The 22,084-nt window shown below is 50.9% G+C and carries 22 protein-coding genes; 17 read left to right on the top strand and 5 right to left on the bottom strand.

From position 1 onward, the window contains the following. The first annotated feature begins 74 nt into the window (after positions 1-74). The 7 genes from B2X65_RS01500 to B2X65_RS01470 all read left to right on the top strand — a co-directional run bounded on the left by B2X65_RS01500 (position 75) and on the right by B2X65_RS01470 (position 3,931). Positions 75-1,301, top strand: a complete 1,227-nt coding sequence (locus tag B2X65_RS01500; RefSeq protein WP_290610097.1) for a threonine/serine ThrE exporter family protein — start codon at positions 75-77, stop codon at positions 1,299-1,301. A 141-nt stretch (positions 1,302-1,442) separates the two neighbouring features. Then, the gene (locus tag B2X65_RS01495) at positions 1,443-1,724 is read left to right on the top strand and encodes a hypothetical protein (RefSeq protein ID WP_290610095.1); all 282 of its coding nucleotides are present in this window, start codon (positions 1,443-1,445) and stop codon (positions 1,722-1,724) included. A gap of 108 nt (positions 1,725-1,832) precedes the next feature. Further along, positions 1,833-2,195: an ArsR/SmtB family transcription factor gene (locus B2X65_RS01490; protein WP_290610094.1), complete on the top strand. Its 363-nt coding sequence runs from the start codon at positions 1,833-1,835 to the stop codon at positions 2,193-2,195. Next, a complete protein-coding gene (locus B2X65_RS01485; RefSeq protein WP_290610092.1) occupies positions 2,192-2,704 on the top strand; it encodes an SRPBCC domain-containing protein in 513 nt (170 codons plus the stop codon). The genes B2X65_RS01490 and B2X65_RS01485 overlap by 4 nt, the downstream gene beginning before the upstream one ends. 15 nt (positions 2,705-2,719) lie before the next feature. Further along, positions 2,720-3,286 (top strand): DUF5655 domain-containing protein, encoded by a 567-nt coding sequence (locus B2X65_RS01480; protein ID WP_290610091.1) that lies wholly within the window; start codon positions 2,720-2,722, stop codon positions 3,284-3,286. A gap of 24 nt (positions 3,287-3,310) precedes the next feature. Further along, positions 3,311-3,688 (top strand): VOC family protein, encoded by a 378-nt coding sequence (locus tag B2X65_RS01475; RefSeq protein WP_290610090.1) that lies wholly within the window; start codon positions 3,311-3,313, stop codon positions 3,686-3,688. Positions 3,689-3,712: 24 nt separating this feature from the next. After that, a complete protein-coding gene (locus tag B2X65_RS01470) occupies positions 3,713-3,931 on the top strand; it encodes a hypothetical protein (RefSeq protein WP_290610089.1) in 219 nt (72 codons plus the stop codon). A 30-nt stretch (positions 3,932-3,961) separates the two neighbouring features. Here the strand turns inward: B2X65_RS01470 and B2X65_RS01465 are convergent, their stop codons facing one another. Further along, complete coding sequence (locus B2X65_RS01465) at positions 3,962-5,428, bottom strand: MFS transporter (RefSeq protein WP_290610088.1); 1,467 nt, start codon at positions 5,426-5,428, stop codon at positions 3,962-3,964. A 240-nt stretch (positions 5,429-5,668) separates the two neighbouring features. On the opposite strand from B2X65_RS01465, the gene B2X65_RS01460 reads away from it, so the two are divergent. After that, entirely contained in the window at positions 5,669-7,375 is a 1,707-nt protein-coding gene (locus tag B2X65_RS01460) for an alpha-amylase family glycosyl hydrolase (protein ID WP_290610087.1), read from the top strand. 56 nt (positions 7,376-7,431) lie between these two features. Here the strand turns inward: B2X65_RS01460 and B2X65_RS01455 are convergent, their stop codons facing one another. Beyond that, positions 7,432-8,457, bottom strand: coding sequence for a LacI family DNA-binding transcriptional regulator (locus B2X65_RS01455; protein ID WP_290610086.1), 1,026 nt, complete (start codon positions 8,455-8,457; stop codon positions 7,432-7,434). Positions 8,458-8,735: 278 nt separating this feature from the next. Here B2X65_RS01455 and B2X65_RS01450 point away from each other — a divergent pair, with 278 nt between their 5' ends. The 5 genes from B2X65_RS01450 (at position 8,736) to B2X65_RS01430 (ending at position 13,196) form a co-directional block, all read left to right on the top strand. Continuing rightward, on the top strand, positions 8,736-9,575 hold the full coding sequence (locus tag B2X65_RS01450; protein WP_290610084.1) for a MipA/OmpV family protein: 840 nt from the start codon (positions 8,736-8,738) through the stop codon (positions 9,573-9,575). Next, positions 9,575-9,967 carry a DUF3019 domain-containing protein gene (locus tag B2X65_RS01445; protein ID WP_290610083.1) on the top strand — a complete coding sequence of 131 codons (393 nt, stop codon included), beginning with the start codon at positions 9,575-9,577 and terminating at the stop codon, positions 9,965-9,967. Before B2X65_RS01450 ends, B2X65_RS01445 begins: the two co-directional genes overlap by 1 nt. After that, positions 9,967-10,656 (top strand): winged helix-turn-helix domain-containing protein, encoded by a 690-nt coding sequence (locus B2X65_RS01440; protein ID WP_290610081.1) that lies wholly within the window; start codon positions 9,967-9,969, stop codon positions 10,654-10,656. Before B2X65_RS01445 ends, B2X65_RS01440 begins: the two co-directional genes overlap by 1 nt. Before the next feature lie 2 nt (positions 10,657-10,658). After that, positions 10,659-11,873 (top strand): ATP-binding protein, encoded by a 1,215-nt coding sequence (locus B2X65_RS01435; RefSeq protein WP_290610079.1) that lies wholly within the window; start codon positions 10,659-10,661, stop codon positions 11,871-11,873. A 126-nt stretch (positions 11,874-11,999) separates the two neighbouring features. Next, positions 12,000-13,196: a multidrug effflux MFS transporter gene (locus tag B2X65_RS01430; protein ID WP_290610078.1), complete on the top strand. Its 1,197-nt coding sequence runs from the start codon at positions 12,000-12,002 to the stop codon at positions 13,194-13,196. Positions 13,197-13,237: 41 nt separating this feature from the next. On the opposite strand, the gene B2X65_RS01425 is transcribed toward B2X65_RS01430, so the two are convergent. Together B2X65_RS01425 and B2X65_RS01420 are read right to left on the bottom strand one after the other, a co-directional pair. Then, on the bottom strand, positions 13,238-13,912 hold the full coding sequence (locus B2X65_RS01425) for a DUF3334 family protein (RefSeq protein ID WP_290610076.1): 675 nt from the start codon (positions 13,910-13,912) through the stop codon (positions 13,238-13,240). 54 nt (positions 13,913-13,966) lie between these two features. Further along, positions 13,967-14,131, bottom strand: a complete 165-nt coding sequence (locus B2X65_RS01420) for a hypothetical protein (protein WP_290610074.1) — start codon at positions 14,129-14,131, stop codon at positions 13,967-13,969. A 209-nt stretch (positions 14,132-14,340) separates the two neighbouring features. Between B2X65_RS01420 and pyrC the strand changes: the two genes are divergently transcribed. Beyond that, entirely contained in the window at positions 14,341-15,372 is a 1,032-nt protein-coding gene (gene pyrC, locus B2X65_RS01415) for a dihydroorotase (protein WP_290610072.1), read from the top strand. A gap of 137 nt (positions 15,373-15,509) precedes the next feature. Here the strand turns inward: pyrC and B2X65_RS01410 are convergent, their stop codons facing one another. Then, entirely contained in the window at positions 15,510-17,015 is a 1,506-nt protein-coding gene (locus B2X65_RS01410; protein ID WP_290610070.1) for a YifB family Mg chelatase-like AAA ATPase, read from the bottom strand. A gap of 184 nt (positions 17,016-17,199) precedes the next feature. Here B2X65_RS01410 and B2X65_RS01405 point away from each other — a divergent pair, with 184 nt between their 5' ends. The 3 genes from B2X65_RS01405 to B2X65_RS01395 are packed head-to-tail and all read left to right on the top strand — an operon-like array spanning position 17,200 to position 22,027. Further along, positions 17,200-19,512, top strand: coding sequence for an efflux RND transporter permease subunit (locus B2X65_RS01405; RefSeq protein ID WP_290610068.1), 2,313 nt, complete (start codon positions 17,200-17,202; stop codon positions 19,510-19,512). Then, a complete protein-coding gene (locus tag B2X65_RS01400; RefSeq protein WP_290610066.1) occupies positions 19,499-20,308 on the top strand; it encodes an outer membrane lipoprotein-sorting protein in 810 nt (269 codons plus the stop codon). Before B2X65_RS01405 ends, B2X65_RS01400 begins: the two co-directional genes overlap by 14 nt. Positions 20,309-20,338: 30 nt before the next feature. Continuing rightward, positions 20,339-22,027, top strand: coding sequence for a FimV/HubP family polar landmark protein (locus B2X65_RS01395; RefSeq protein WP_290610064.1), 1,689 nt, complete (start codon positions 20,339-20,341; stop codon positions 22,025-22,027). Positions 22,028-22,084 lie beyond the last annotated feature (57 nt).

The raw sequence follows: 22,084 nt of genomic DNA, 5'->3' as shown, positions 1-22,084 counted from the left end.
GCTGCTATCGGTAGGCTTTTGCTTTACAATTAGCTGCCTATTTAAATACCAGACAGAACTGCAGGAAACCGCTTGTGTATACCGCTGATTTTAATCATAAACGGAAATTTATCGTCAAACTGGGCAAGATGTTACATAAGTACGGCACCCCGGCGTACCGGCTGGAAGCGCACCTTACCGAACTGACCACCCACCTTGCTCTGAAGGGCTCGTTTATTATATCGCCTACTTCTATGACTTTTGTGTTATGGACCGAAGGTCATGAGCAGGAATACACCCATGCTTCGCGGGTTAACCCTGGCGATCTGGATTTAGGGGCATTATCGCGCACTGACGAACTGGTTGATCAGGTATTGCAGGGCCAGGTCAGTATTCATGAAGCCGATGCGTTGCTCGATGCCATTGATGCCCGCCCCAGCTCTTACGGCAAGTTAGCTACTGCAGTGGCGATGATGGCCTCGGGTGGTGCCTTTGCCATGTTAATGGCCACCAGCTGGAATGATGTGCTGTGGTCGGCAGTGTTGTCGTTGCTGGTCTATCTGTTTGTGCTGTGGGCTCAGCGCTCGCGCCGAGTGGCTAACATGCTGGAGCCGCTGGTGGCGATGGCGGCGGCAATTGGTGCTTGCGCGATCAGCAGTTACATTGATCCGGGTATTAATATCCGGCTGACTGTGCTGTCAGCGATTATTTCGTTTATACCCGGCTTAGCGTTAACCATTGGCTTTGCCGAATTAGCCGCGCGTCATCTGGTGTCGGGTAATGCCCGGATTATGGACGCCCTGATGATGCTGTTTAAGCTGTATTTCGGCGCATTTCTCGGCATTGCTATTGGTTTTACCCTGTTTGGCATCGTTGATTTTGTTAAACCCGAGCCAATATCCCGCCATTTTGCCTGGCTGGCCGTAGGCATTCTGGTCAGCTCGCTAATTGTATTGTTCAGAAGTCGTGGTAAATACACCCTGTGGTCACTGGCCGCGGGCTTTATTGCTTATGGTGTCAGCATTACCGGTGCCAGCCTGGTCGATTACACCATGGGCGCGTTTCTGGGTGCCTTTGCAGTGGGCATTTACAGTAACTTGTTTACCCGGCTGGCCAAGGCACCGGCAGTTATTGTGGCGATGCACGGGTTAATTGTGCTGGTGCCCGGCAGTAAAACCTATATTGGTTTAAATTCCTTGATCTCCGGTCAGGATTTTGTTGTGTCAGACCGGGTAGGCCAGCAAACCTTTATGATTTTAATGGCGCTGGTCGGCGGCCTTATTTTTGCTAATGTGGCGCTGCCACCGAAAAAGAGTTTGTAGCACGTTGTAGCACTATACTGAATAGTTTGTAGTTGACCGACTTAATATAAAAAAGCCGAAAAGCTTACCGCTAACTTGTGATGGTTTGGTGTTATAGTTTTTTGATATCCCACCATCGCAAACTCACGGCAAGGCTTTAGTATGAACCTGGATAAAGCAAAGAAACGCATCGCAAAACAAATTAACAAAGGCTTCGACGGCTATCCGCAAATAACCTTAGCGTATTTTGGTGCCAGTGCTGATTGCGCTACGGAAGTGGTGATCGGCTTTGTGATGGAAGCCGGTGCCGCTGCACAAGAGCAACGCTTTGTTAGCAAGCAGGATGTTCGCGAAGATGAAGCAATTCAATCAGTCCTGATTAGAATTATTGATCGGGCGGATGCCAGAACGGTAACCGAAATACCCGGCGTGACGCTTTTGTAACTTCCTTCTCTTACGTTTACTCCCCAAAGGGCAGTTAGCTGCCGGTACTGGTCGTACTTGACAGTTTTAACTTAATAGGTAACCATTAGGTTACTTATTGGGGGTGCCATGAATGATCAACAACTTGATAGGGTGTTTCTGGCGCTTGCCAACAGCAGCCGCCGGCAATTGATGGATTTAGTCGCGGCCCGTCCCGGTTGTACGCTTAGCCAGTTACTTAGTGAATTCGACATCAGCCGTATTGGCCTGATGAAACATTTGCAGGTGCTGCTCGACGCAAATTTGGTTATTGCCGAAAAGCGGGGTCGCGAGCGGCCGTTATACTTAAATTCAGTGCCGCTGCAGCTGATTCATGAACGCTGGAGTGATCAATATCGTGACTTTTGGGCTGGTCAGCTAACTCGCCTGAAATATGCCGTTGAGAGCAACTCAGCAGATACAACAAAGGTCAGAAAAAAGGAAAAGGTATGACTGAGACAACCCGGCTGGTATCAAAAATAGTGATTAACGGCACGCTGGAAGCTATTTGGCGTGAGCTAACCAAAAGTGATGAGCCTCAGGCCGCTGTGTATAATGCCTGGCTGCATACGCAGGCTTTAATACCGGGTGCCACCCTGCAAATGCGCACCGGCGAAGGTCGCAATGTGCTGGTAATTGGTAAAGTTGTCGAGTTTGAGCCGCCGCACCGCTTTGTCCATACTTTCCGGTTTACGCAATACGATGACCCCGAATGCACCGTAAGTTACCAGCTCGTGCAGCTGGAGCAGGGTGTAGAAGTCAGTTTAATTGTTGATAACTTGCCGGTAGGCAGCCGCACGGCCAAAGAAATGACCAGTGGCAGTAAGATGATCCTGAATACATTAAAAGCCGTGGTTGAAACTGGTAAGCCTACCCTTGGCATTCGGATTATGTATGCGATGTTCAGTAAAATGGGTTTTATTCTGCCCAAGCGGACCCGCAGCGAGCACTGGCCACTATAAGCAAGGAGCAGCACTATGAGTATTGATCCAAAAGATGCCGCGGCAAGCCAGTGGCGAAACCTGGAACAAAGCAGTGGCAAAAGCCAGGCCGAGTGGCTGACTCTGGCTAATAGCAAAAACTTTGCTAAACACAGTGAACTGGTAAACTGGCTGAAAAGTGAATTTGCGCTTGGCCATGGCAATGCTAACCTGATAGCGCATTGCGCCAAACAAGCTGCAGCAGGCGGTGAACCCGCTGCTGATGACTTACTGGCAGCACAATACAGCGGTGCTAAATCAGCATTAAAGCCGTTATATGACGAACTGGTCGGTTATATCAATAGTCTGGGCAGTGATGTTGAGCTTAGCCCGAAAAAAGCCTATGTCAGTGTGCGGCGCAATAAACAATTTGCGTTAATTCAACCGTCAACCGCAACCCGACTGGATTTGGGCCTGAATTTAAAGGGCGTGGAACCTGACGGTATTCTGGAGGCGTCGGGCAGCTTTAGCGCAATGTGCAGCCACCGTATCCGCTTAGCCAGTGCAGCAGATATTGATGACACCGTTAAGCATTGGCTGGCAGAAGCCTATAACCACAGCTAAACTGATTGAAAAATCGGCAAGGATATGATGATGGAATTAGGTGCATTTTCAGTAAGTTTAGCGGTAAAAGATATTGCCGCGTCAAAAACTTTTTATGAAAAACTGGGCTTTACCACCATGGGCGGCGATCAAGCGCAGGGCTGGCTTATTTTAAAAAATGGCAGCACGGTAATTGGTTTATTTCAGGGAATGTTCGATAAAAATATTCTTACCTTTAATCCGGGCTGGGATCAAAACGCGCAGAACATGGATGAATTTACTGACGTTAGAAAGATCCAAAGCCAGTTGCAGGCGCAAGGGATAACGCTGATTAAAGCGGCTGATGAGGCGAGCTCTGGTCCCGCTCATATTGTACTGGAAGACCCGGATGGCAACCAGATTATGTTAGACCAGCATCGCTGAGTTCAGCTGTAACTATGAGGCGTTATGAAAACAAAATTTTTTCTAATAGCATTGGCGGTGGGTGTAATTACCGTTTCCGGCTGCAGTAATAAAGCGGTATACCAGAACCTACAACTTAACAAGAAGCAGGAATGCAGGCGCTTGCCGGTGACACAATATGACGATTGTATGCGTGACATGGCGCAAAGTTATGAAGAGTACGAGCGACAACGCAAGCAGGTTATAGAAAATAAGGCACTTTAAAGTGCCTTATTTTTTATTAAATCATAAGTGTCAGGCTGCCTCGGTCACTTCCTGCTCTTTTACCAGCCACACAGATAATGCACCAAGCACCATAGCGCCGCCGGCCAGCATTACAATATAAACCGCCTGATTCTCAAATATCGAACCTAAAATCCAGCCGGCAATTAAACCGGAGATAATTTGCGGCGCGGCGATGGTAAAGTTGAATATACCCATATACACCCCGGTTTTATTGGCTGGCAGCGCGCCGGCCAATATCGCATAAGGCATGGCCAGAATAGCGGCCCAGGCAATACCGACGCCTATCATTGGGATCATCAGGCCCAGTGCCCCTTTAGGGATTTCGACCTGAGTGATTAGCAGGTTGACGTGGGTCATGGTGGGGTCAGTAAACAGCACAAAGCTTAAGTAGCCCAGGCCGCCTGCCAGCAGTGATGCTGAGTAAACAAACTTACGACCAAACAGGTTGGCTAATTTGGCCATCATTAGTGAGAATATTACGGCAAATAAAGAGTAACCAGCATACAAAATACCGACCCAGTCACCGGCGGCACCTTTAGCGGCAGCGATATTCGCCGGTACGCCGCCCATCTGGGCAATATAAGCGCCATCGTACCATTCTACCCCGACCCCCCAGGCATTTTGGGCAATAGCCGCCGGAAAATAGGTCCACATAATAAACAACGCAAACCAGGAGAAAAATTGCACCACGGCCAACTGTTTCATTATGCGCGGCATGCTTTTCATGGTTTGCCAGAAATCGGCCAGTTTCTCGCCCAGACTGCGCGACTTGCGCACCTGTTCTGCCAAAGCCTGCGCTTCTGAATCCAGCCCTTTGTATGCGTAATATTGCTCTGGCGGGTATTCTTTGGTACGAAATACTGTCCACAAGACACTGCCTAGTAGCACTGTAGCGCCAATATAAAACGCCCAGATAACTGATGGTGCCACTTCACCAGCGCGGGAGGCGTTATCCAGGCCGACTACGTTGGTTAGCACAAAGGGCAAAATAGAGCCAAATACTGCACCAATGTTGATCAGCAGCGTTTGCACCGAATAACCCAGATTACGTTGCTCTGGCGGCACCATATCGGATACCAGAGAACGGAATGGCTGAAAGGTAACGTTAAAGGCGGCATCTTTAATAGCAAAAATCACTAAACCAAACAGCATTGGCGGAATAAACGCCACCACCATAGAGGCATTTGGCAATAACATCATGGCGCCGGCAGCAATAACCGCGCCACCAAACATGAAGGGTAAGCGGCGGCCCATTTTATTCCAGGTGCGATCAGATGCGGCACCAACAATGGGTTGTACTAACAGCCCCATAATAGGGGCTGCCAGCCAGAATAATGACAGGGACGACAGATCCGCACCTAAATCTGACAGGATACGGCTGACGTTACCGTTTTGCAGGGCAAAGCCAATTTGCACCCCAAGAAAGCCGAAACTGAGGTTCCAGATCTGCCAGAAAGAGAGCTTAGGTTGTTTCATTTCACGTCCCCGGAGGTTGTTATTATCGTTAGCTACAACATGAGTCAGCTTAAACTACACGAAAGCCGCTATTTGGCGCAAAAGGGTGCATACGTATTCATCTTGTTGTTGCACTATTTTGGCGCTATTACCAAGCAATAGCACACTTTAGCGCGAACAGCAGTAGCTTTTTGCTACGCTATGATGCAACAGACAACCGGATAACCGCCAACCGGCGTTTAAATAGAAAATGGGGATGCAATGAAAGCCTTTACGTTAAGTTCGCTGGCCCTGGCGCTACTATTAAGTGGCTGCCAGCCGGCGCCGTCAGAGCATAGCAATGTGCCGCAACCGGCAGCGCCAAGTCAGGCCAGCGAAACACAGCAAAACGCCTGGTGGGACGATGCCATATTTTATCAAATCTGGCCCCGTAGTTTTTACGATACCAATGGCGATGGCCATGGTGATTTTAATGGTATGACGGCCAAACTGCCGTACTTGCAGGAGCTGGGCATTAATGCGTTGTGGTTAACACCAATGTTTGAAGCGCCGTCTTATCATGGTTATGATTTTACGCAGTTTTATCAGGTAGAGAGTGACTATGGCAGCATGGCCGAGTTTGAGGCCTTTGTTCAGGCCGCTGATGCGAACGGCATGAAAGTTATTCTGGATTTGGTAATTAACCATATTTCCAGCGAGCACGAATGGTTTGTCCGCTCGGCGGCTGGCGAGGCACCGTATAAAGACTATTTTATGTGGCGTGACGATATGCCTGCAGCGGGCAGTGGCTGGGGCCACGCCTGGAGCGACAACGATAAACCCGATGCGGTATGGCACTGGAACGAAACCCGCCAGCAATATTATTATGCCGCCTTTGGTGCCAGCCAGCCGGATGTGAATTTACGTCACCCGGATGTGGTTGCAGAAATGGAAAAAATGGCCAAGTTCTGGCTGGATAAAGGGGTGGCCGGCTTTCGGTTAGACGCGGTGCGTTTTGCAATGGAAGGTGGCCCGGATACCCAGGCTGATACTGCTGAGACTATTGCTTACTGGCAAACCTTTAATCAGTTTGTAAAAAGCGTCAACCCAGAGGCCTACTTAGTGGGTGAGGCCTGGGTGGATATTCCGGTAGCAGCCCGCTATTTCGGTGAGGGTCAGGGGCTGGATCAGGGCTTTGACTTTGAAGTGGGCTACAAAATTCTCGGCTTGTTGCAGCAAAATACGGCAGGCGAAGCACAGTTTGGTACCATGCAGTCCAATCAGCAGCAGGTCGCTGATGCGGCAGTGCTTAGCCAGAATGTGCAACAACGGGCAGACTCAGTGGCGCCACTTAATTTCTTCGCGCCGTTTTTAACCAACCATGATCAGGAGCGGGTAGCCTTTCAGTTAAAACAGCACGATAGCAAAGCCAAGCTGGCTGCGGCCATGTTGTTTAGCTCACCGGGTACGCCTTACATTTACTATGGTGAGGAAATTGGCTTAACGCAGGATCGAAGCGGCCACGATGTGTTTAAACGGGCTCCGATGCTATGGGACAACAGTAAACAGGCGGGATTTACCCAAAGTGACAACAGCTGGGTCGAGCAACTGGAATTGTTTGGTGATGGCTTCCCTGACTGGTGGCCGGATTTTCTAACCCAGCAACTGGCCGCAGCCGATCGCAGCGTGGCTGCCCAGCAAGCTGAGGCGGATTCGGTATGGCAGTTGTATAAATTTTTAATTGCTCAAAAAAAGCAGCGTCCGGAACTTGGCACCGACGGCAGTTATGACGTCAGCCAGCTGGAAAATGGCGTAGTGCAAATAACCCGCGAGCTGAACGGCGGTAAAACCCTGTTTGTGCTGAATTTAACCGACAGTGCTCAGGATATCAGTGCCATTAGCCGCAGTGGTCTTAGTGCCAGCTGGGCGTTTGACACTGATGGCGACAGCTTAGCGGCTTATGGCCTGTTGGTGCTGCAAAGTCGCTAAAAAGTCACCGGGCAATTCGGTTGCAGAGTAAGAATGTGCAGGCTGTGGTAGCCGTTTCAGCGGCTACCACAGGATTGGCGGATAATGAGTTTTGGCTGGATATGGGTGCTGACAATAGCCTGGTTGTTAATAAGTCGCAGTACATTGTCGACCAGCATTTCACCGGCCAGTGAGGTGTCCTGCTGAATGGTGCTAAGTGCCGGGGTAGCAAACGACGCTACCGGAATATCGTCGAAGCCCATTACCGCGATGTCGGCCGGAATTTTATGACCCAGCTGATGCAAGGCCCGCATGACTCCAATGGCAATAATGTCGCTGGCGCAAAATACCGCATCGACAGCTTTGCCCTGCTGCATTATATGGCGGATGGCATGGTCACCAGCGTTTTCTGTGGAAATTGCATCACACTGGGTAATGTCTGCTGGCAAAATGCCAGCCACATGCAGTGCGTCAGTAAAGCCTTGATATCGCTCAAAAAACTCAGGGCTGTGTTCTGAAGCATTGCCGACAAAGGCAAAGTTTTTATAGCCATTTGCCAGCAAGTGTTCACCTGCCAGCCTGCCGCCTTCCCGGTTATTACTGCGGATGGTAAACTCGGGATGGCCATGCACCTCTGCCCCCCAACAAACGAAATGGGTTTCCTGTGCCAGCAGTTTTTCCAGTTTTTCCTCGTAATCGACGTAGTCGCCATATCCTAGCAGAATAATACCATCGGCTTTGTTGCTGTCTTCATAGTCGGCATGCCAGTCATCACTAAGCTGCTGAAAAGAAACCAACAAATCCTGACCGCGCTTAGCGCAGGCGCGGGTAATACTACCGAGCATCGACAGAAAGAAAGGGTTAATTAATGACTCGTCAGAGGTAGGGTCTTCAAACAACAACAAGGCCAGGGTGCTGCTGCGCTGCTTGCGTAAATTACTGGCGTTTTTATCCACTTTGTAATTCAGCTGTTTAGCAATGGCATGCACCCGTTCCCGGGTTTCTTTGTTTACTTGCGGGCTGTCGCGCAGTGCCCGTGACACCGTGGATTGAGATACCCCGGCCAGATAGGCAATATCAAAGGATGTCGCTTTGTCTTTCATCTTGTGCTCTGCTTATCCAGCGGTACAGCCCTGCAGCAAACTGCAGCAATCTGATCAGCGCATTATCGTTATAGTCGGCTCATCATAGATGGATTTGTTAGCAGATTCAATTTCGGCGTCGGTATCTGTTTTTAACCAGAACTTATGTGACAGTTAAGGTAAATTTGTGAAACTATGTTATTTCTGTTTCGGTGCAGGCCTGCCCCTTGCTAAACTAGTTTGTCACTCTTATCAGGTAAGCATTTGTGTTCAAAACGTCATTAAAAATAGTGTTATTAATGAGCTTGTTACTAAGCGGCATGGCGGCTTCGGCTAACCCTCCCACTTGTCAGGGCAATGATTGTATTGAACAACAAAAGCTGTATTTAAGCTGGGCACTGGGCTACGGCCAACGCAGCAACCCATTAAATGGCGGGAAGAATCTTGATTTGGTGGTCTTGCCTGAAATTTATTACTACAGCAAATACTGGTTTTTTGACAATGGTCGGCTTGGTAGCAGCATTGCGCTGAGCGAGCATACGCAGCTCAGTATTATTGGCCAGTTTAATCAGGAAAAAGGCTATTTTAAGCAATGGTTTAGTGGTAATTTGCTGCAATTTGAAGCCAGTACAGTAATGATGCCTCAGTTTAGTATTGCTTTTGAACGGCAGGCCCCTTCTGAAGTCGCGCTCAGTCAGGTTTCAAAAAGACCGACCGCCTTTGATGTCGGGCTGCAACTAGATACTGTCCGCCATAACACCTTATGGCAACTGGCCTACTGGACCGATGCCAGTAAGCAACATCATGGCCAGTACGCCAGTATAGGGGCAAGGCGGGGTTGGCAAAGCGCCTATGGCAACTGGCAGTTGGCTGCCAGGCTGCATTGGAAAAGCGCCCAGCTAATAGACACCTACTATGGTTTAACGGCATTAGAAGTGGCGCCGGGGCAGGAATATCAAGGCCGGGATAGCTGGCAGGCCGAACTTCGGTTAAACTGGAACAAACCATTAACAGAGCGACTCAGTGTGTTGATATTTCTTCGGTATTTACAGCTGGACAATGCAATGACTGACAGTGCGTTGGTTCGCTCCGACCATGTAACAACCTGGTTTGGTGGCGTGAGTTACCGGTTTTTCTGATGTGGTTAGCACGGTGCGCACTCACCTTGTTCCTTGGCGCGGCGTTTTGCAGTCAGGCCGAGGTTGGTGCCGAAGATTGCACGGAACCCCTGTGCTGGCAAGTCAGCCCGATAGTTTGTGTTGCCGATAAGTTGGAGCAGGGCTGTGAAGCCGCACTGCGGGTGATATGGTTTAGTGACACCCCCCGTACCGTTTGTTTATATCTGGCAGAGCAGCCAGAGCGTTGCTGGCAGGAAGCCACCAGTGGTCAGTGGCAGCAACAGGTCAACTGGCAAACGGGTTGGTTAAGCTTGCGCCAGCAACAGCAGGTGTTGCTTAGCATCGAATTGCAGGTGTTAACCCGGCAACCCGCAAAACGTCGCCGTATCTCCGGCGCATGGAGTATTTTTTAATGGCCAAGATCTTGTTAGTGGAAGACGATGCCCGGCTGGCCGGGTTGGTGCAGAGCTTTCTGGTGCAACATGGTTTTACCGTGCAGCAGCAAAGCCGGGGCGACCTGGTGGCTGAGCAATGTAAACAGTTTCAACCTGATGTAATTGTGCTGGATCTCATGCTACCCGGTTTGGATGGCTTTGGCGTTTGCCGGCAAATAAGGCCGTGGTTTAAAGGGCCGGTATTAATGCTCACCGCCAGGCAGAGTGATATTGACCAGGTGTTGGGACTGGAGCTGGGCGCCGATGATTATGTGATTAAGCCGGTTGAACCCAGAGTGTTGCTGGCCCGGATTAATGCTTTACTGCGGCGCACCCAGGCTAGTCCGCAAGCCGATCAGCAGGAGCTGGCATTTGGCCGTTTAATGTTAAAACAGCGGTCCCGTGAAGCCTGGTTTGACAACAAGCTGGTGGAACTGACCAGCTATGAATTCGATTTATTATGGATGTTGGCGCGCCATGCGGGCCAAACTGTAAAACGTGAAGCTATTCATCAGCAAATTATCGGTCGTGAATATGACGGCCTTGACCGCACGGTCGATGTGCGGGTGTCGCATTTACGGCGCAAGCTGGGTGACAATGCCGAAGTGCCGTTTCGGATTAAAACGGTCTGGGGTAAAGGTTATTTGTTTGTCGCAGACGCCTGGTAACTATGCATCGCTTGTTTCTGCACTTCTATTTGTTTTTATTTCTGGTACTCATTGGCCTGGGCTGGACGGTTGACCAGTTGTGGCAATATGCACAAGGTGACAAGCTACCGGCGCTGGTTGATACCCTGGCCGAGCAAATGGCGCTGGTTATGCGTTTACCTGAAGCGCAGTGGGCCACTCATTTGGGACTGCCTTATCAGGCGGTGGCAATGGACAGTGTCAGTTGGCAGCCTGCAGAGTGGCAACTATTACAACAAAATCATTTATTACCGTTGTTTCAGGATAACAGTGTGTATTTTTATGGCCTGCGCAACGAGCAGTTGTGGCTACTGGGGCCGCTGCAATTAAATGAACGCACGGGTTTTGACTGGTTCAGCATTTTGTTTTTCAGCCTGCTGGCCGTTGCTGTAGCATTGTGGCTGTGGCCGGTTGCGCGGGATATTCGTTTCTTACAGCAAGGCCTGCAGCGATTTGGCAAAGGGCAACCTGCTGAATTGCAGTTACCCGCCCGCTCGTTTATTGCACCGATTGCCGATAGTTTTCAGCACATGAGCCAACAAATTATCTCTTTATTGGAGCTGCAGCGGGAAATGACCCATGCCGTGTCGCACGAGTTACGTACCCCTATCGCCCGGCTGAAATTTGCGCTGGAAATGGCAGCGCAATTGCCGGAAAATGACAAAAATCTGATGCTGCAGGATGTACGGGAGTTGCAGCAATTAGTTGATGAAATGCTGGACTATGCCAGATTGCAAAGTCATCAGCTTAATCTGAAAAAACAACAAGTAGATTTAACCGAGTTAATCCATAATGTGGCTGAAAAACTGGCACCATTGCCAGGGGCAACGATTGAGTTGCAACTCCCCGCCCGCGCATTGTTTTATTGTGATGCGCACTATCTGGAGCGGGCAATTCAGAATTTACTGGTCAATGCCAAGCGGTATGCTAACCAGAAAATTGTGATTGATCTTAAAGCTCAGCAGGGGCAGTGGCGGATTAACGTGCACGATGATGGCCCGGGCATTGCGGTGGAGCGTCGGGCGGAAGTATTGAAACCCTTTCACCGGCTGGAGCAAAGTCGCAACCGCGAAGAGGGTGGTTTTGGCCTGGGGCTGGCCATAGTCCAGCGTATTGTACAATGGCACCAGGGCAAGCTGATTATCGGTACCAGTCCGCTTGGAGGCGCCAGTTTGCAACTGCTGCTGCCGCTCAGTTAATAATATTACCAACGCACGATCTGCCGCTGCAGGTTATCCGGCTATACTTAGCCGGAAAACTAAGCCGGTAAAAATAAGCCGGAAAATTAAGTCAGCAAATTAAGTCAGCAAATAAGAGTACCTGTTATGTCCCGTTCCGAGCCTTCTATCTGGTTGCTGATGTTATTGGCAGCGGTTGTCGCGACGACACCGTTGGCTATAGATATGTATCTGCCAGCCATGCCAATGATGGCCGTGCAGCTGGACACCAATATTGGTTTGGTGCAGCAGTCGCTGAGTATTTTTCTGGCGGCTTATGGTACCGGCATGCTGGTGTTTGGACCGTTGGCCGATATGCTGGGCCGCCGGCCATTGGCAGTGTTGGGTTTAACGGGTTTTATTCTGGCCAGTGTCGCCTTAAGCCAGGTAGAGAGTATTGAGTGGTTTTTAGGCTGGCGTGCGGTGCAGGCACTGGCAGGGGCGGCGGCTTCGGTAGTGGTGCCAGGTATTATCCGCCATTTGTATCAGCAGCATACCGCTAAAGGCATGTCTTATGTCTCTATGATTATGATGCTGGCACCGCTGGTGGCGCCCGCGATGGGCAGTGGGGTTATCTGGCTGGCAAGCTGGCAGGCCATATTTCTGTTTTTAGCGCTGTACGGTTTGGTGGTGGTATTTTTCAGCTGGCGTTTTTTACCGGAGATCACCAGTCCTCACGTCCAGCAGCGGCCGGCATTTTTCAGTGGCTACCGTAAAGTGTTCCGGCATAAAGCGGCCTGGCCTGATATTGCCAGTTCCATGTTTGCGTCCTTCGCCTTTTTCTGTTTTCTAACGGCCGTATCCTTTGTGTATATCGGCTATTTTGGGGTAAGCGAGCAAATGTTTGGTCTGCTGTTTGCTTTTAACGTGTTGGCGCTAATGAGTGCAAACCTGCTGAACAGCCGGCTGGTGGTGCGGTTTGGGCCGCAGCGTATGCTGCGCTTTGGCCTGATAGTAGCTATAGTTTGTGCCACGTTACTGTGTGTTTTTAACTATTCAGAAATGGGGCTGTGGTACACGGTATTTACCATAGCGCCACTGATGGCAAGTCTGGGGCTAATGGCCACTAATGCCGACGCCATGATTATTATGCAGTTTCCGGATAACAGCGGCACGGCGACTGCAGTTATTGGTACCCTGCGCTTTGGCAGCGGCGCTTTAGCCGGGCCCTTACTGGCTTGGTTTTACACCGGTGATGCCTTGCCGTTTTCAATGCTGATGTTAGCTGGGGTGCTGGCTATAGGCCTGAGCCAGCTGTGGCGCCAGGTTTTGCACTCTGGCGCTGCCGCAACTGCGGCAGAGTAAAAACGCTCAGGCTCAACCCTGGCCTGCAGCGTTGACGTTAATCAGAAACCGAGGTTTTTCAGAAAGTCATCATCCACTGCTGGCTCAACATCCACGGTATTCTCCTGGCGGTATTGCTGGGCATTAGCCAGAATATCGTCCGGGTGTTCCTGTTCGGATTTTTCAAACTCCTGCAATTGAATAAACTCAGTTTTATCCATCGCCAGTTCCATATAAAAAATATTATGCTCTGGTGTGCTGAACGTAACGCGCCGGGCCTGAGGTTGATCAAGCTGGGTATTAATCAGAATTTGTACTTGTTTATTAATCGCCATCATTTTCGGCTGGCTTTGATTAATCGAGGTGTGTAAATCAAGGCGTACCTTGTTGGTGAAGTCACCGACGATCTGATTCATCAGTTCGCCCATCACGTTGCCTACTTCATCAGAAGTATGAAACTGCGCCAGCTCATTTTCAGGCATACCCATACTCATCATGTATTTACGGTATATTTCCAGCGCGGCGGGTGCTGTGAAGTTAATAATAACCAGCCCGGAAAAGCCGCCGTCAAATAACACAAAGCAGCCAAGATCAGGTCGCAGGCAGGTTTTCTGAATTTTCTGCACCATGGGTGAGTGGCTGATCGCCGGGTTGCCAGCGGCCGACAGCACACCGTTAACTGCCTGACACAGCGTTAGCAGGATGTCATCAGTCGTAATAATACGGGTTTTCTTCATTTTATTATCCAGGGACTATTTTCTGACAGTATAAGCCCTTATCAACAACAAACACTAAATTTTACATGCGCCGCCGCTGCATTCGTCGTCGTCATCACCAAATTGTGGTTCGGCGGCTTTTGCTTCGGCTTCTGCTTGCTGTTTCGCCAGCGCAGCTTCAGCACCGTCAAAATCAAGGTTGTTTAAATCAAAATCCAGTTCAGAATCAAAATCAGACATGCTGTTAACTCCTGTTTGCGGCAGTGCTCGTGGTGACTGCTATAAGTTCTATTACCAGTGTAGCAAACAGCAGTGGCTGGTTTAAACCGCCGACGTTGAATAAAAACCGCTGCCCGCTGGTTATTTCCAATCGCGGTCGATTTCACCACTGCGGATTCCTTGCTATTATAGCGACCATTATTTTTTACCTGACCTGCCCGGAGCTGCTGATGAGCCACTTAACTATCCAAACCCCAGACGACTGGCATTTGCATTTTCGTGATGGCGATATGTTGCTGGAAACGGTTCCCGCCACGGCCCGTCAGTTTGCCCGCGCTATTGTTATGCCAAACTTAGTGCCGCCGGTTACCACCGCCGAGATGGCTGTGGCGTACCGTGAGCGTATTCTGGCAGCCCGGCCCGTTGGTAGCGAGTTTCAACCGTTGCTTACCTTGTTCCTGACCGATAAAACCAGCCGCCAGCAAATTATTGATGCTAGGGCTGCCGGCGTAGTCGCAGCTAAGTTATACCCCGCTGGCGCCACCACCAATTCCAGCGCCGCAGTCAGCGCGCTGGACTCACTGTATCCGGTATTTGAAGCAATGGCAGAACACGGTATGTTGCTGTTGGTACATGGCGAGGTCACTGACCATGATATTGATATTTTTGATCGGGAAAAAGTCTTTATCGACCGCTACCTGCAGCATATTGTCGCCCGGCTGCCGCAGTTAAAAGTGGTGTTTGAGCATATTACGACCGCCGATGCGGCTAGTTTTGTCAGCGAAGCGGGTAGCAACGTGGCCGCCACCATTACCCCGCAACATTTACTGCTCAATCGCAACGACTTACTGGTCGGCGGGGTGCGTCCGCACAATTATTGTTTACCGGTATTAAAGCGCCGCACCCATCAGGAAGCGCTGCGCGCAGCTGTAGCCAGTGGCTCTGCCAAGTTTTTCCTCGGTACGGATTCAGCGCCGCATGAGAAGCATCGCAAAGAGTCAGCCTGTGGTTGTGCCGGTTGCTACAGTGCGCATAGCGCAATAGAGCTATATGCTCAGGTGTTCGGCGAGCTGGGTTGCCTGGACAAACTGGAAGGTTTTGCCAGCCACTATGGTGCGGATTTTTACGGTTTACCACGTAACGAAGGTACGGTAACTTTGCAGCGCCAACAGTGGCAGGTGCCTGCAGAAATTACCCTGCCTAATGGCCTGCCGATAGTACCGTTTTATGCCGGCCAGATGTTAAACTGGAAGCTGGTATAGCGCTTAGTTTTCAAAGACAGTAATCGGCTTGCTCTAAGTCGACCGTTGCAGGCCTGGATGGCCGAATCGAGCCTACAGGGAAGTATTTACGGCGTGTTGATGTGAGCAAACCGGTTGCTGTAGTCTCTGTATTTGAGTTAGGTCTTTAAATAACTCAGCAGCCGCTCCAGTGCGCGGTAGCTGAGTGCTTCCATCAAATGGGCGCGGCTGATGTTCGGTTGCTGCTGCAGGTCGGCGATGGTGCGCGCCACTTTGATAATTTTATGGTAGGTACGGGCCGATAATTTAAAGCGGTGAATGGTGTCTTCTAAAAAGCGGGCATCATCCTGCTTTAGCGGGCAAAAATCAGCGATTTCGCTGCCGCTTAACCGGGCATTGGCTTTGCCCTGGCGCGCCAGCTGTATATCCCTGGCCGCCACCACCCGCTGTTTGACGCTGGCACTACTCTCCTCTGTGCTGTGTTGCTGGCTTAGCATGCCTTTGGGCAATAACGGCACTTCAATTTGTAATTCTATCCGGTCGATAAACGGCCCCGATAACCGGTTTAAATAGCGCATAACCTGCTCGGGTGTGGCGCGACCATCCTCATGGTGGCCGGTCGGGCTGGGATTAAGCGCCGCCACTAACTGAAACTGCGCCGGAAACTCGGCCTGGCGGGCGGCTCTGGAAATATGCACAATGCCAGTTTCCAGCGGCTCGCGCAGCACGTCCAGCACTTTACGTGGAAATTCCGGCAGTTCGTCTAAAAATAAAATGCCGTGGTGGGCCAGTGATATTTCACCCGGTCGCGGTACTGAGCCGCCACCGACCAATGCCACCGCCGAGCTGGTGTGGTGCGGGCTGCGAAAAGGCCGCTGTTGCCAGTCGGTCAGGTTTCGCTGCAAGCCGGCAATGGAATAAATAGCGGCGGTAGCCAGCGCTTCCTGCTCAGTCAATGCCGGTAAAATTCCGGGCAGGCGCTGTGCCAACATCGACTTACCCGTACCGGCCGGGCCCAGCATTAACATATTGTGCTCACCGGCAGCTGCAATCTCCAGTACCCGTTTAGCATGACCCTGGCCGCGTACATCGGCTAAATCGGCCATATGTTGTACCGGTCGCTCGGGCAACGGCGGAATTGCAGGCAACGCCTGCTGTGCCAGTAAAAAGCTGTGCACCTGCAATAAATGCTCGGCGCCATGAATTTTTGCTTTCGGTACCTGCTGCGCCTGCTGGGCATTTAACATTGGCATCAGCGCAGCCCGGCCTGCATCGCGGCAGGCCACCGCCACCGGGATCTCACCCAGAATGGGCCGTATTTCGCCAGATAACGCCAGCTCGCCATAAAACTCGTACTCGCCGGTACACTGTTCATTCAGCTGGCCACTGGCGACGATAATGCCAAGGGCAATAGGCAGGTCAAAACGGCCGCCCTCTTTGGGTAAGTCGGCCGGGGCTAAATTAACGGTTATTTTTCTATCGGGAAACGCAAAACCGCTGTTAACCATGGCGCTACGCACCCGGTCGCGTGATTCTTTTACCGACGTTTCAGGCAGGCCTACCAGCTGAAACGCCGGCAAGCCATTGCTAATGTGCACCTCAACGGTAACCAGTGGTGCATCCAGGCCATGGCGAGCCCGGCTGTAAACAACGGCCAGTGACATCCTGTCTCCGATATTTTACTTAAATAATGCATTATGTTTAGCATATTGTTAATTTAATGCAAGCTACAGGGTGGCCGCGCGGCAAAAGCGGCATGAATACAGTTGCTTATTCCCCACTTTACCAATAGCCTGCTAAGCTCAAAGGCTAACGCCATGCCATTCACACGAACAAAGGTAGCAACAAATGATTCAACGCGCTCTGCAGCATATTCTGGGGTATCCGCGCGTTGTCACAGCGTTGTGCCTGCTAATAATCGTTGGCAGTGGCTGGGGGATAGGCAATTTATACTTTCGTGGCGATTACCGGATTTTTTTCAGCAACGATAATCCGCAACTGCAGGCCTTTGAGCAAATGCAGCAGCAGTTTAATAAAAGCGATAATATCCTGATCGCTATCGCGCCGGCCGATAAACAGGTGTTCAGTGCAGAAACTCTGGATCTGGTCAGGCAATTGACAGAAGCGGCCTGGCAAACACCCTATTCTATCCGGGTAGATTCATTAAGTAATTATCAACACACCGAAGCCATTGCTGATGATTTATGGGTCGCTGATCTGGTTGGCGAAACGCTTGAGCTTAATAATACGGAGCTGAATAAGATAGCTGGCGTGGCATTAAACGAACCGGTGCTGAAGAAGCGCCTGGTATCGGCCAATGGCAGTGTGACGGCAATTAATATTACCTTGCAGTTGCCAGAGCAAAACCTGCAGCACGAAGTTAAAGAAGTATGGCAGGCCATCTCGGCCATGCTGGAGACGTTTAAGGCCTCGCATCCGGATACGGCGTTTCATGTTAGTGGCGTGGTGGCCATGAACTATGCGTTCGCCTATGAAGCCGAAAATGACGTAAAAACTCTGATTCCAGTCATGTTTGCAGCTATTTTGCTGATGCTGGCCTGGTTGTTGCGCTCGCTACTGGCCTCGCTGGCTACGCTGGTAATTATTGTGGTTACTGTAGTCAGCACCCTGGGATTGGCTGGTTGGGCCGGGCTGTTTTTAAGTACGGCAACGGTGAATGTGCCAACGATTTTAATGACACTGGCGGTCGCCGATTCGGTGCATCTGATTGCCGCCATGCAATTTGCCCTGCGCCGCGGTGACAGCAGGTTGCAGGCAATACAGTACAGTTTAAAGCGCAACAGTATGCCGGTATTTATTACCAGCGCCACCACCGCAATAGGCTTTTTAACTCTGAATTTTTCTGAAGTCCCTATTTTGCGTGACTTGGGCAATATGACCGCAGTAGGGGTGATGCTTGCGTGCCTGTTCAGTCTGGTACTGCTGCCGGCATTGCTGTTATTTATGCCGATCAGTGCCGGGCAGGGTAAGCACAGCGCCGCCGGAAGCAGTGATAAAAGCATGTTATGGCTGGCTAACAAGGTAATCCGCTGGCAACAGCCGCTATTCTGGGGCATGACCCTGCTAATCCTCGGTTGCAGCAGTTTAATCAGTCGCAATATCATTAACGATGAGGCGGTTAAGTACTTTGCTGCCGATACCGAGTTTCGTCAGGCTAACGATTTTCTGGAGCAAAACCTGACTGGCGCCACTACGGTTGATTTTGTTATCGGCGGCAATGAAGCCGGTGCGGTGAATGAGCCGGAATTTTTAGAGGCAGTAGCCGATTTTGCCAGCTGGCTGCAACGTCAGCCAGAGGTGCAGCATGTCAACAGTATTACGGATACCATACGGCGACTGAATAAAAATATGAATCTGGACGACCCGGCCTTTTATCGGTTGCCAGATAACCGGCAGCAAAGCGCGCAGTACTTACTAATGTATGAAATGTCGCTGCCCTTTGGCCTGGATTTAAATAACCAGTTAAACCTGGATAAAAGCGCGACCCGGGTAGCCGTTAGTTTGCATAACCTTGGCAGTAAGCAGCTCACTGCTTTTGAAACGCGCGCGCTGGCGTATCTGGCTGAAAACGCCGGTGCATATTCAGCAACTGCTGCCAGTACCGCGCTGATGTTTGCCCATATTGGCGAGAAAAATATGGCATCAATGCTGCAAACACTGCCATTAGCGCTGCTATTAATCTCGCTGCTGCTGGTCTTTAGTTTACGATCATGGCGCCTGGGGTTAATCAGCCTTATTCCTAATATTACCCCGGCGCTGGTCGCGTTTGGTTTATGGGGAGTACTAAGTGGTGAAATAAATCTGGCATTATCGGTAGTGGCCGGCATGAGTCTGGGTATTATTGTCGACGATACCGTACACTTTCTAAGTAAATACCGGGCCGCCAGGCTGGAAGGGCAGGCAACCGAGCAAGCCATACGCTATGCTTTTACCACGGTTGGCCGGGCGCTGTGGATCACCACCGTGGTACTAATAACCGGTTTTGGGGTATTAATGCTCTCCGGCTTCCGGCTTAATTCTGATATGGGCATGTTAACCGCACTGGTGATCCTGGTGGCACTGATTATCGATTTTCTGTTTCTGCCCGCCTGCTTATTAAAATTTGATGCAAAGGAGTATAAAACTGATGGCACACCATAACACCGTCCGCTTAGGCATATTTTTTCTGACCATCAGTCTGCTGCTTGTTGCACCGGTTCACGCCGATCCGACAGAAGGCTCAGCAGAAAAAGGCCTGCAAATTGCTACTGAACAGAAAAAGCGGGATACCGGCTGGGGTGACAGTGAAAGTAAAGTACTGATGATTTTGCGAGACGCCGGCGGTGATGAAAGTATCCGGCGCATGCGCACTCTGGCACTGGAAGTGATAGGCGATGGCGATAAATCGCTGATTATATTTGATGAGCCGCGTGATGTGCGGGGCTCCGCATTTTTAAGTCATTCTCACCCCACGGCCGAAGACGACCAGTGGTTGTTTTTACCGGCGATCAAGCGTACCCGGCGCATTGCCAGCCGTAATAAGTCCGGGCCTTTTATGGCCAGCGAATTTGCATACGAGGACATGGCTTCATTTGAACTGGAAAAATATCAGTTTCGCTATTTGCGCGATGAGGAAGTCAACGGCGTCATGTGTTACGTGATTGAGCGGATCCCGGCCGACAAATTTTCGGGCTATAGTAAAACCATTGCCTGGGTAGACAAAGCGCATTACCGGGTGCAGAAAATAGAGTTTTATGATAAAAAACAAAGCTTACTGAAAACCTTAGTTGCCACTGATTATAAATTATTTAAGGATAAATACTGGCGGCCAATGCTGCTGCGGATGCAAAACCATCAAACCGGCAAAAGTACCGATTTGGTGATAGAAGAGCTGCAATTTGACGTGGGCCGCAGTGCCGCTGATTTTGACGTTAATGTACTGGATCGGCTGCGCTAGTTGGGCACGCCGGGAAAATACTGAGGTATTATGATTAACTTCGCTGCGCAGTTGCACCGAACCACGGTGACCGGTTTATTGCTGCTAATAGCGCTGACGACAGCGATGCCAGGCTATGCATTGCAGGCCCGTGAGCTTGGCCCGGTGGTATCGACCGATACCTTATGGCGGGTGGCGGTGCAGGCCCAGCCAGATGATACCGTCAGTATGCCGCAGGTGGTGTATGCGTTATGGCGCAGTAATCCTGCGGCCTTTGTCGATGGCGACATTAATAAATTACGTACCGGCATGGTACTGCAAGTGCCGAGCCGCGCCGATATGCTGGCAACAGAGGTTGCTGCAGCCCGGGCCTGGTATTATCAGGCGATCAGAGGGCAGCGCATGTCGGCGCTTGTCCCTGCGACACCTCCAACCACAGTGCCGCTCGCCGAAGCACCGCCAGCCTCAGCACTTCCAACGCCAGTGCCGCAGCCACAAGCCAGCGGCGAGCCAGTTGTTGCGCCAACGGCGCCAGCGGCTGTTGCTACCACAGCTCAGAGCGCAGAACCGGCGGTCACAACCGCAGCAGCGCAGCCAGAGCCGTTACCAGCACGCTTTAGTTTACGCCAACAGCATCAGCTAAGCGCCGCGCAGCGCTATTTCGGCCAAACCGGCGCTGCCGGTCAGGCCCGGGCGCATACTCTGCTTAGTGTGTTGTCAGACTGGTCATGGCAGAATGACGATGGCAGTCAGCATTTTCAGCTTACGCCGTTTTTACGCTGGCACCAACGCGACAGCGCCAGCAACTTACTGGATTTGCGCCAGGCTTACTGGCGCTATGCGGCCAGTAACTGGGAGTTTAAAGCCGGCAACGACATCGTGTTCTGGGGGGTAAGTGAATCACAGCGCCTGGTCGATGTGATAAACCAGGTAGATATGGCGGGCGGCGTGGATATGGAAGCCCGGTTGGGCCAGCCAATGCTCAGTTTCAAAGGCTGGAATAGCGCCGGTACCCTCGAGCTATATTTACTGCCGTATTTCAGAGAACGTTTGTTTGCCGATCCCGCTGGCCGGCTGACCACGCCCTGGCCGGTTGAACAAGATATCGCATTGTATGAGTCCAGTGAAAAGCGTAGCAACCTGGATGTTGCCCTGCGCTGGTCGCAGCGTTTCAGTGCACTGGATTTGGGACTCAGTTATTTTGCCGGCAACAGCCGCGAGCCCCTGCTGATACCGCAACCTGCAGCACAACAACTGCAACCCTATTACTTTCAGATGCAGCAATTTGGCGTCGATGCCCAATACGTGGCAGGTGACTGGCTATGGAAACTGGAGAGTATTTACCGGCGCAGTGGCCCGCAAGAGTTTGTGGCGACAACCGTGGGCTATGAGTATACCCGGGTAGGAGTATTTAACCGCAGCTGGGATTTAGGCTGGCTGGCAGAGTATCAATATGACAGCCGCGGTTTACAGGCGCCGGTTACCGGACAGAATGACATTTTTGTTGGCTGGCGGCTGGCGCTGAATGATGTGGCCGGCAGCGAGCTATTATTTGGGGTATTGCAGGATTTGGACCGTAGTGATAGCCGCAGTGCCAGGCTTGAAGCCTCGATGCGGTTAACGAACAGCCTGCGACTTCGCCTGAATGGCTGGTTGTTTCAAAGCGATGATGTCACTGATGTACTCTATAATCTGCGCCGTGATGACTATATTGAGTTAAGCCTGGACTACTATTTTTAATACCCCATTTCGTTGAAAAACGACCAGTAACTGACGAAGACGCTTTGGTCTGCCGGC

The organism is Arsukibacterium sp. UBA3155 (genome assembly GCA_002364615.1).
Taxonomy (GTDB): domain Bacteria; phylum Pseudomonadota; class Gammaproteobacteria; order Enterobacterales; family Alteromonadaceae; genus Alishewanella.
Note: the sequence above shows the minus strand (reverse complement) of the source record. Positions and strands in the feature narration are given on the sequence as shown.

What these genes read in the sequence shown, in the direction of transcription:
- B2X65_RS01430 (WP_290610078.1), top strand. Translation starts at nt 12,000, where the DNA reads ATGTCCCGTTCCGAGCCTTCTATCTGGTTGCTGATGTTATTGGCAGCG.
- B2X65_RS01470 (WP_290610089.1), top strand. Translation starts at nt 3,713, where the DNA reads ATGAAAACAAAATTTTTTCTAATAGCATTGGCGGTGGGTGTAATTACC.
- B2X65_RS01395 (WP_290610064.1), top strand. Translation starts at nt 20,339, where the DNA reads ATGATTAACTTCGCTGCGCAGTTGCACCGAACCACGGTGACCGGTTTA.
- B2X65_RS01490 (WP_290610094.1), top strand. Translation starts at nt 1,833, where the DNA reads ATGAATGATCAACAACTTGATAGGGTGTTTCTGGCGCTTGCCAACAGC.
- B2X65_RS01400 (WP_290610066.1), top strand. Translation starts at nt 19,499, where the DNA reads ATGGCACACCATAACACCGTCCGCTTAGGCATATTTTTTCTGACCATC.
- B2X65_RS01410 (WP_290610070.1), bottom strand. Translation starts at nt 17,015, where the DNA reads ATGTCACTGGCCGTTGTTTACAGCCGGGCTCGCCATGGCCTGGATGCA.
- B2X65_RS01445 (WP_290610083.1), top strand. Translation starts at nt 9,575, where the DNA reads ATGTGGTTAGCACGGTGCGCACTCACCTTGTTCCTTGGCGCGGCGTTT.
- B2X65_RS01485 (WP_290610092.1), top strand. Translation starts at nt 2,192, where the DNA reads ATGACTGAGACAACCCGGCTGGTATCAAAAATAGTGATTAACGGCACG.
- B2X65_RS01455 (WP_290610086.1), bottom strand. Translation starts at nt 8,457, where the DNA reads ATGAAAGACAAAGCGACATCCTTTGATATTGCCTATCTGGCCGGGGTA.
- pyrC (WP_290610072.1), top strand. Translation starts at nt 14,341, where the DNA reads ATGAGCCACTTAACTATCCAAACCCCAGACGACTGGCATTTGCATTTT.
- B2X65_RS01440 (WP_290610081.1), top strand. Translation starts at nt 9,967, where the DNA reads ATGGCCAAGATCTTGTTAGTGGAAGACGATGCCCGGCTGGCCGGGTTG.
- B2X65_RS01420 (WP_290610074.1), bottom strand. Translation starts at nt 14,131, where the DNA reads ATGTCTGATTTTGATTCTGAACTGGATTTTGATTTAAACAACCTTGAT.
- B2X65_RS01465 (WP_290610088.1), bottom strand. Translation starts at nt 5,428, where the DNA reads ATGAAACAACCTAAGCTCTCTTTCTGGCAGATCTGGAACCTCAGTTTC.
- B2X65_RS01435 (WP_290610079.1), top strand. Translation starts at nt 10,659, where the DNA reads ATGCATCGCTTGTTTCTGCACTTCTATTTGTTTTTATTTCTGGTACTC.
- B2X65_RS01460 (WP_290610087.1), top strand. Translation starts at nt 5,669, where the DNA reads ATGAAAGCCTTTACGTTAAGTTCGCTGGCCCTGGCGCTACTATTAAGT.
- B2X65_RS01450 (WP_290610084.1), top strand. Translation starts at nt 8,736, where the DNA reads ATGAGCTTGTTACTAAGCGGCATGGCGGCTTCGGCTAACCCTCCCACT.
- B2X65_RS01425 (WP_290610076.1), bottom strand. Translation starts at nt 13,912, where the DNA reads ATGAAGAAAACCCGTATTATTACGACTGATGACATCCTGCTAACGCTG.
- B2X65_RS01495 (WP_290610095.1), top strand. Translation starts at nt 1,443, where the DNA reads ATGAACCTGGATAAAGCAAAGAAACGCATCGCAAAACAAATTAACAAA.
- B2X65_RS01475 (WP_290610090.1), top strand. Translation starts at nt 3,311, where the DNA reads ATGATGATGGAATTAGGTGCATTTTCAGTAAGTTTAGCGGTAAAAGAT.
- B2X65_RS01405 (WP_290610068.1), top strand. Translation starts at nt 17,200, where the DNA reads ATGATTCAACGCGCTCTGCAGCATATTCTGGGGTATCCGCGCGTTGTC.
- B2X65_RS01480 (WP_290610091.1), top strand. Translation starts at nt 2,720, where the DNA reads ATGAGTATTGATCCAAAAGATGCCGCGGCAAGCCAGTGGCGAAACCTG.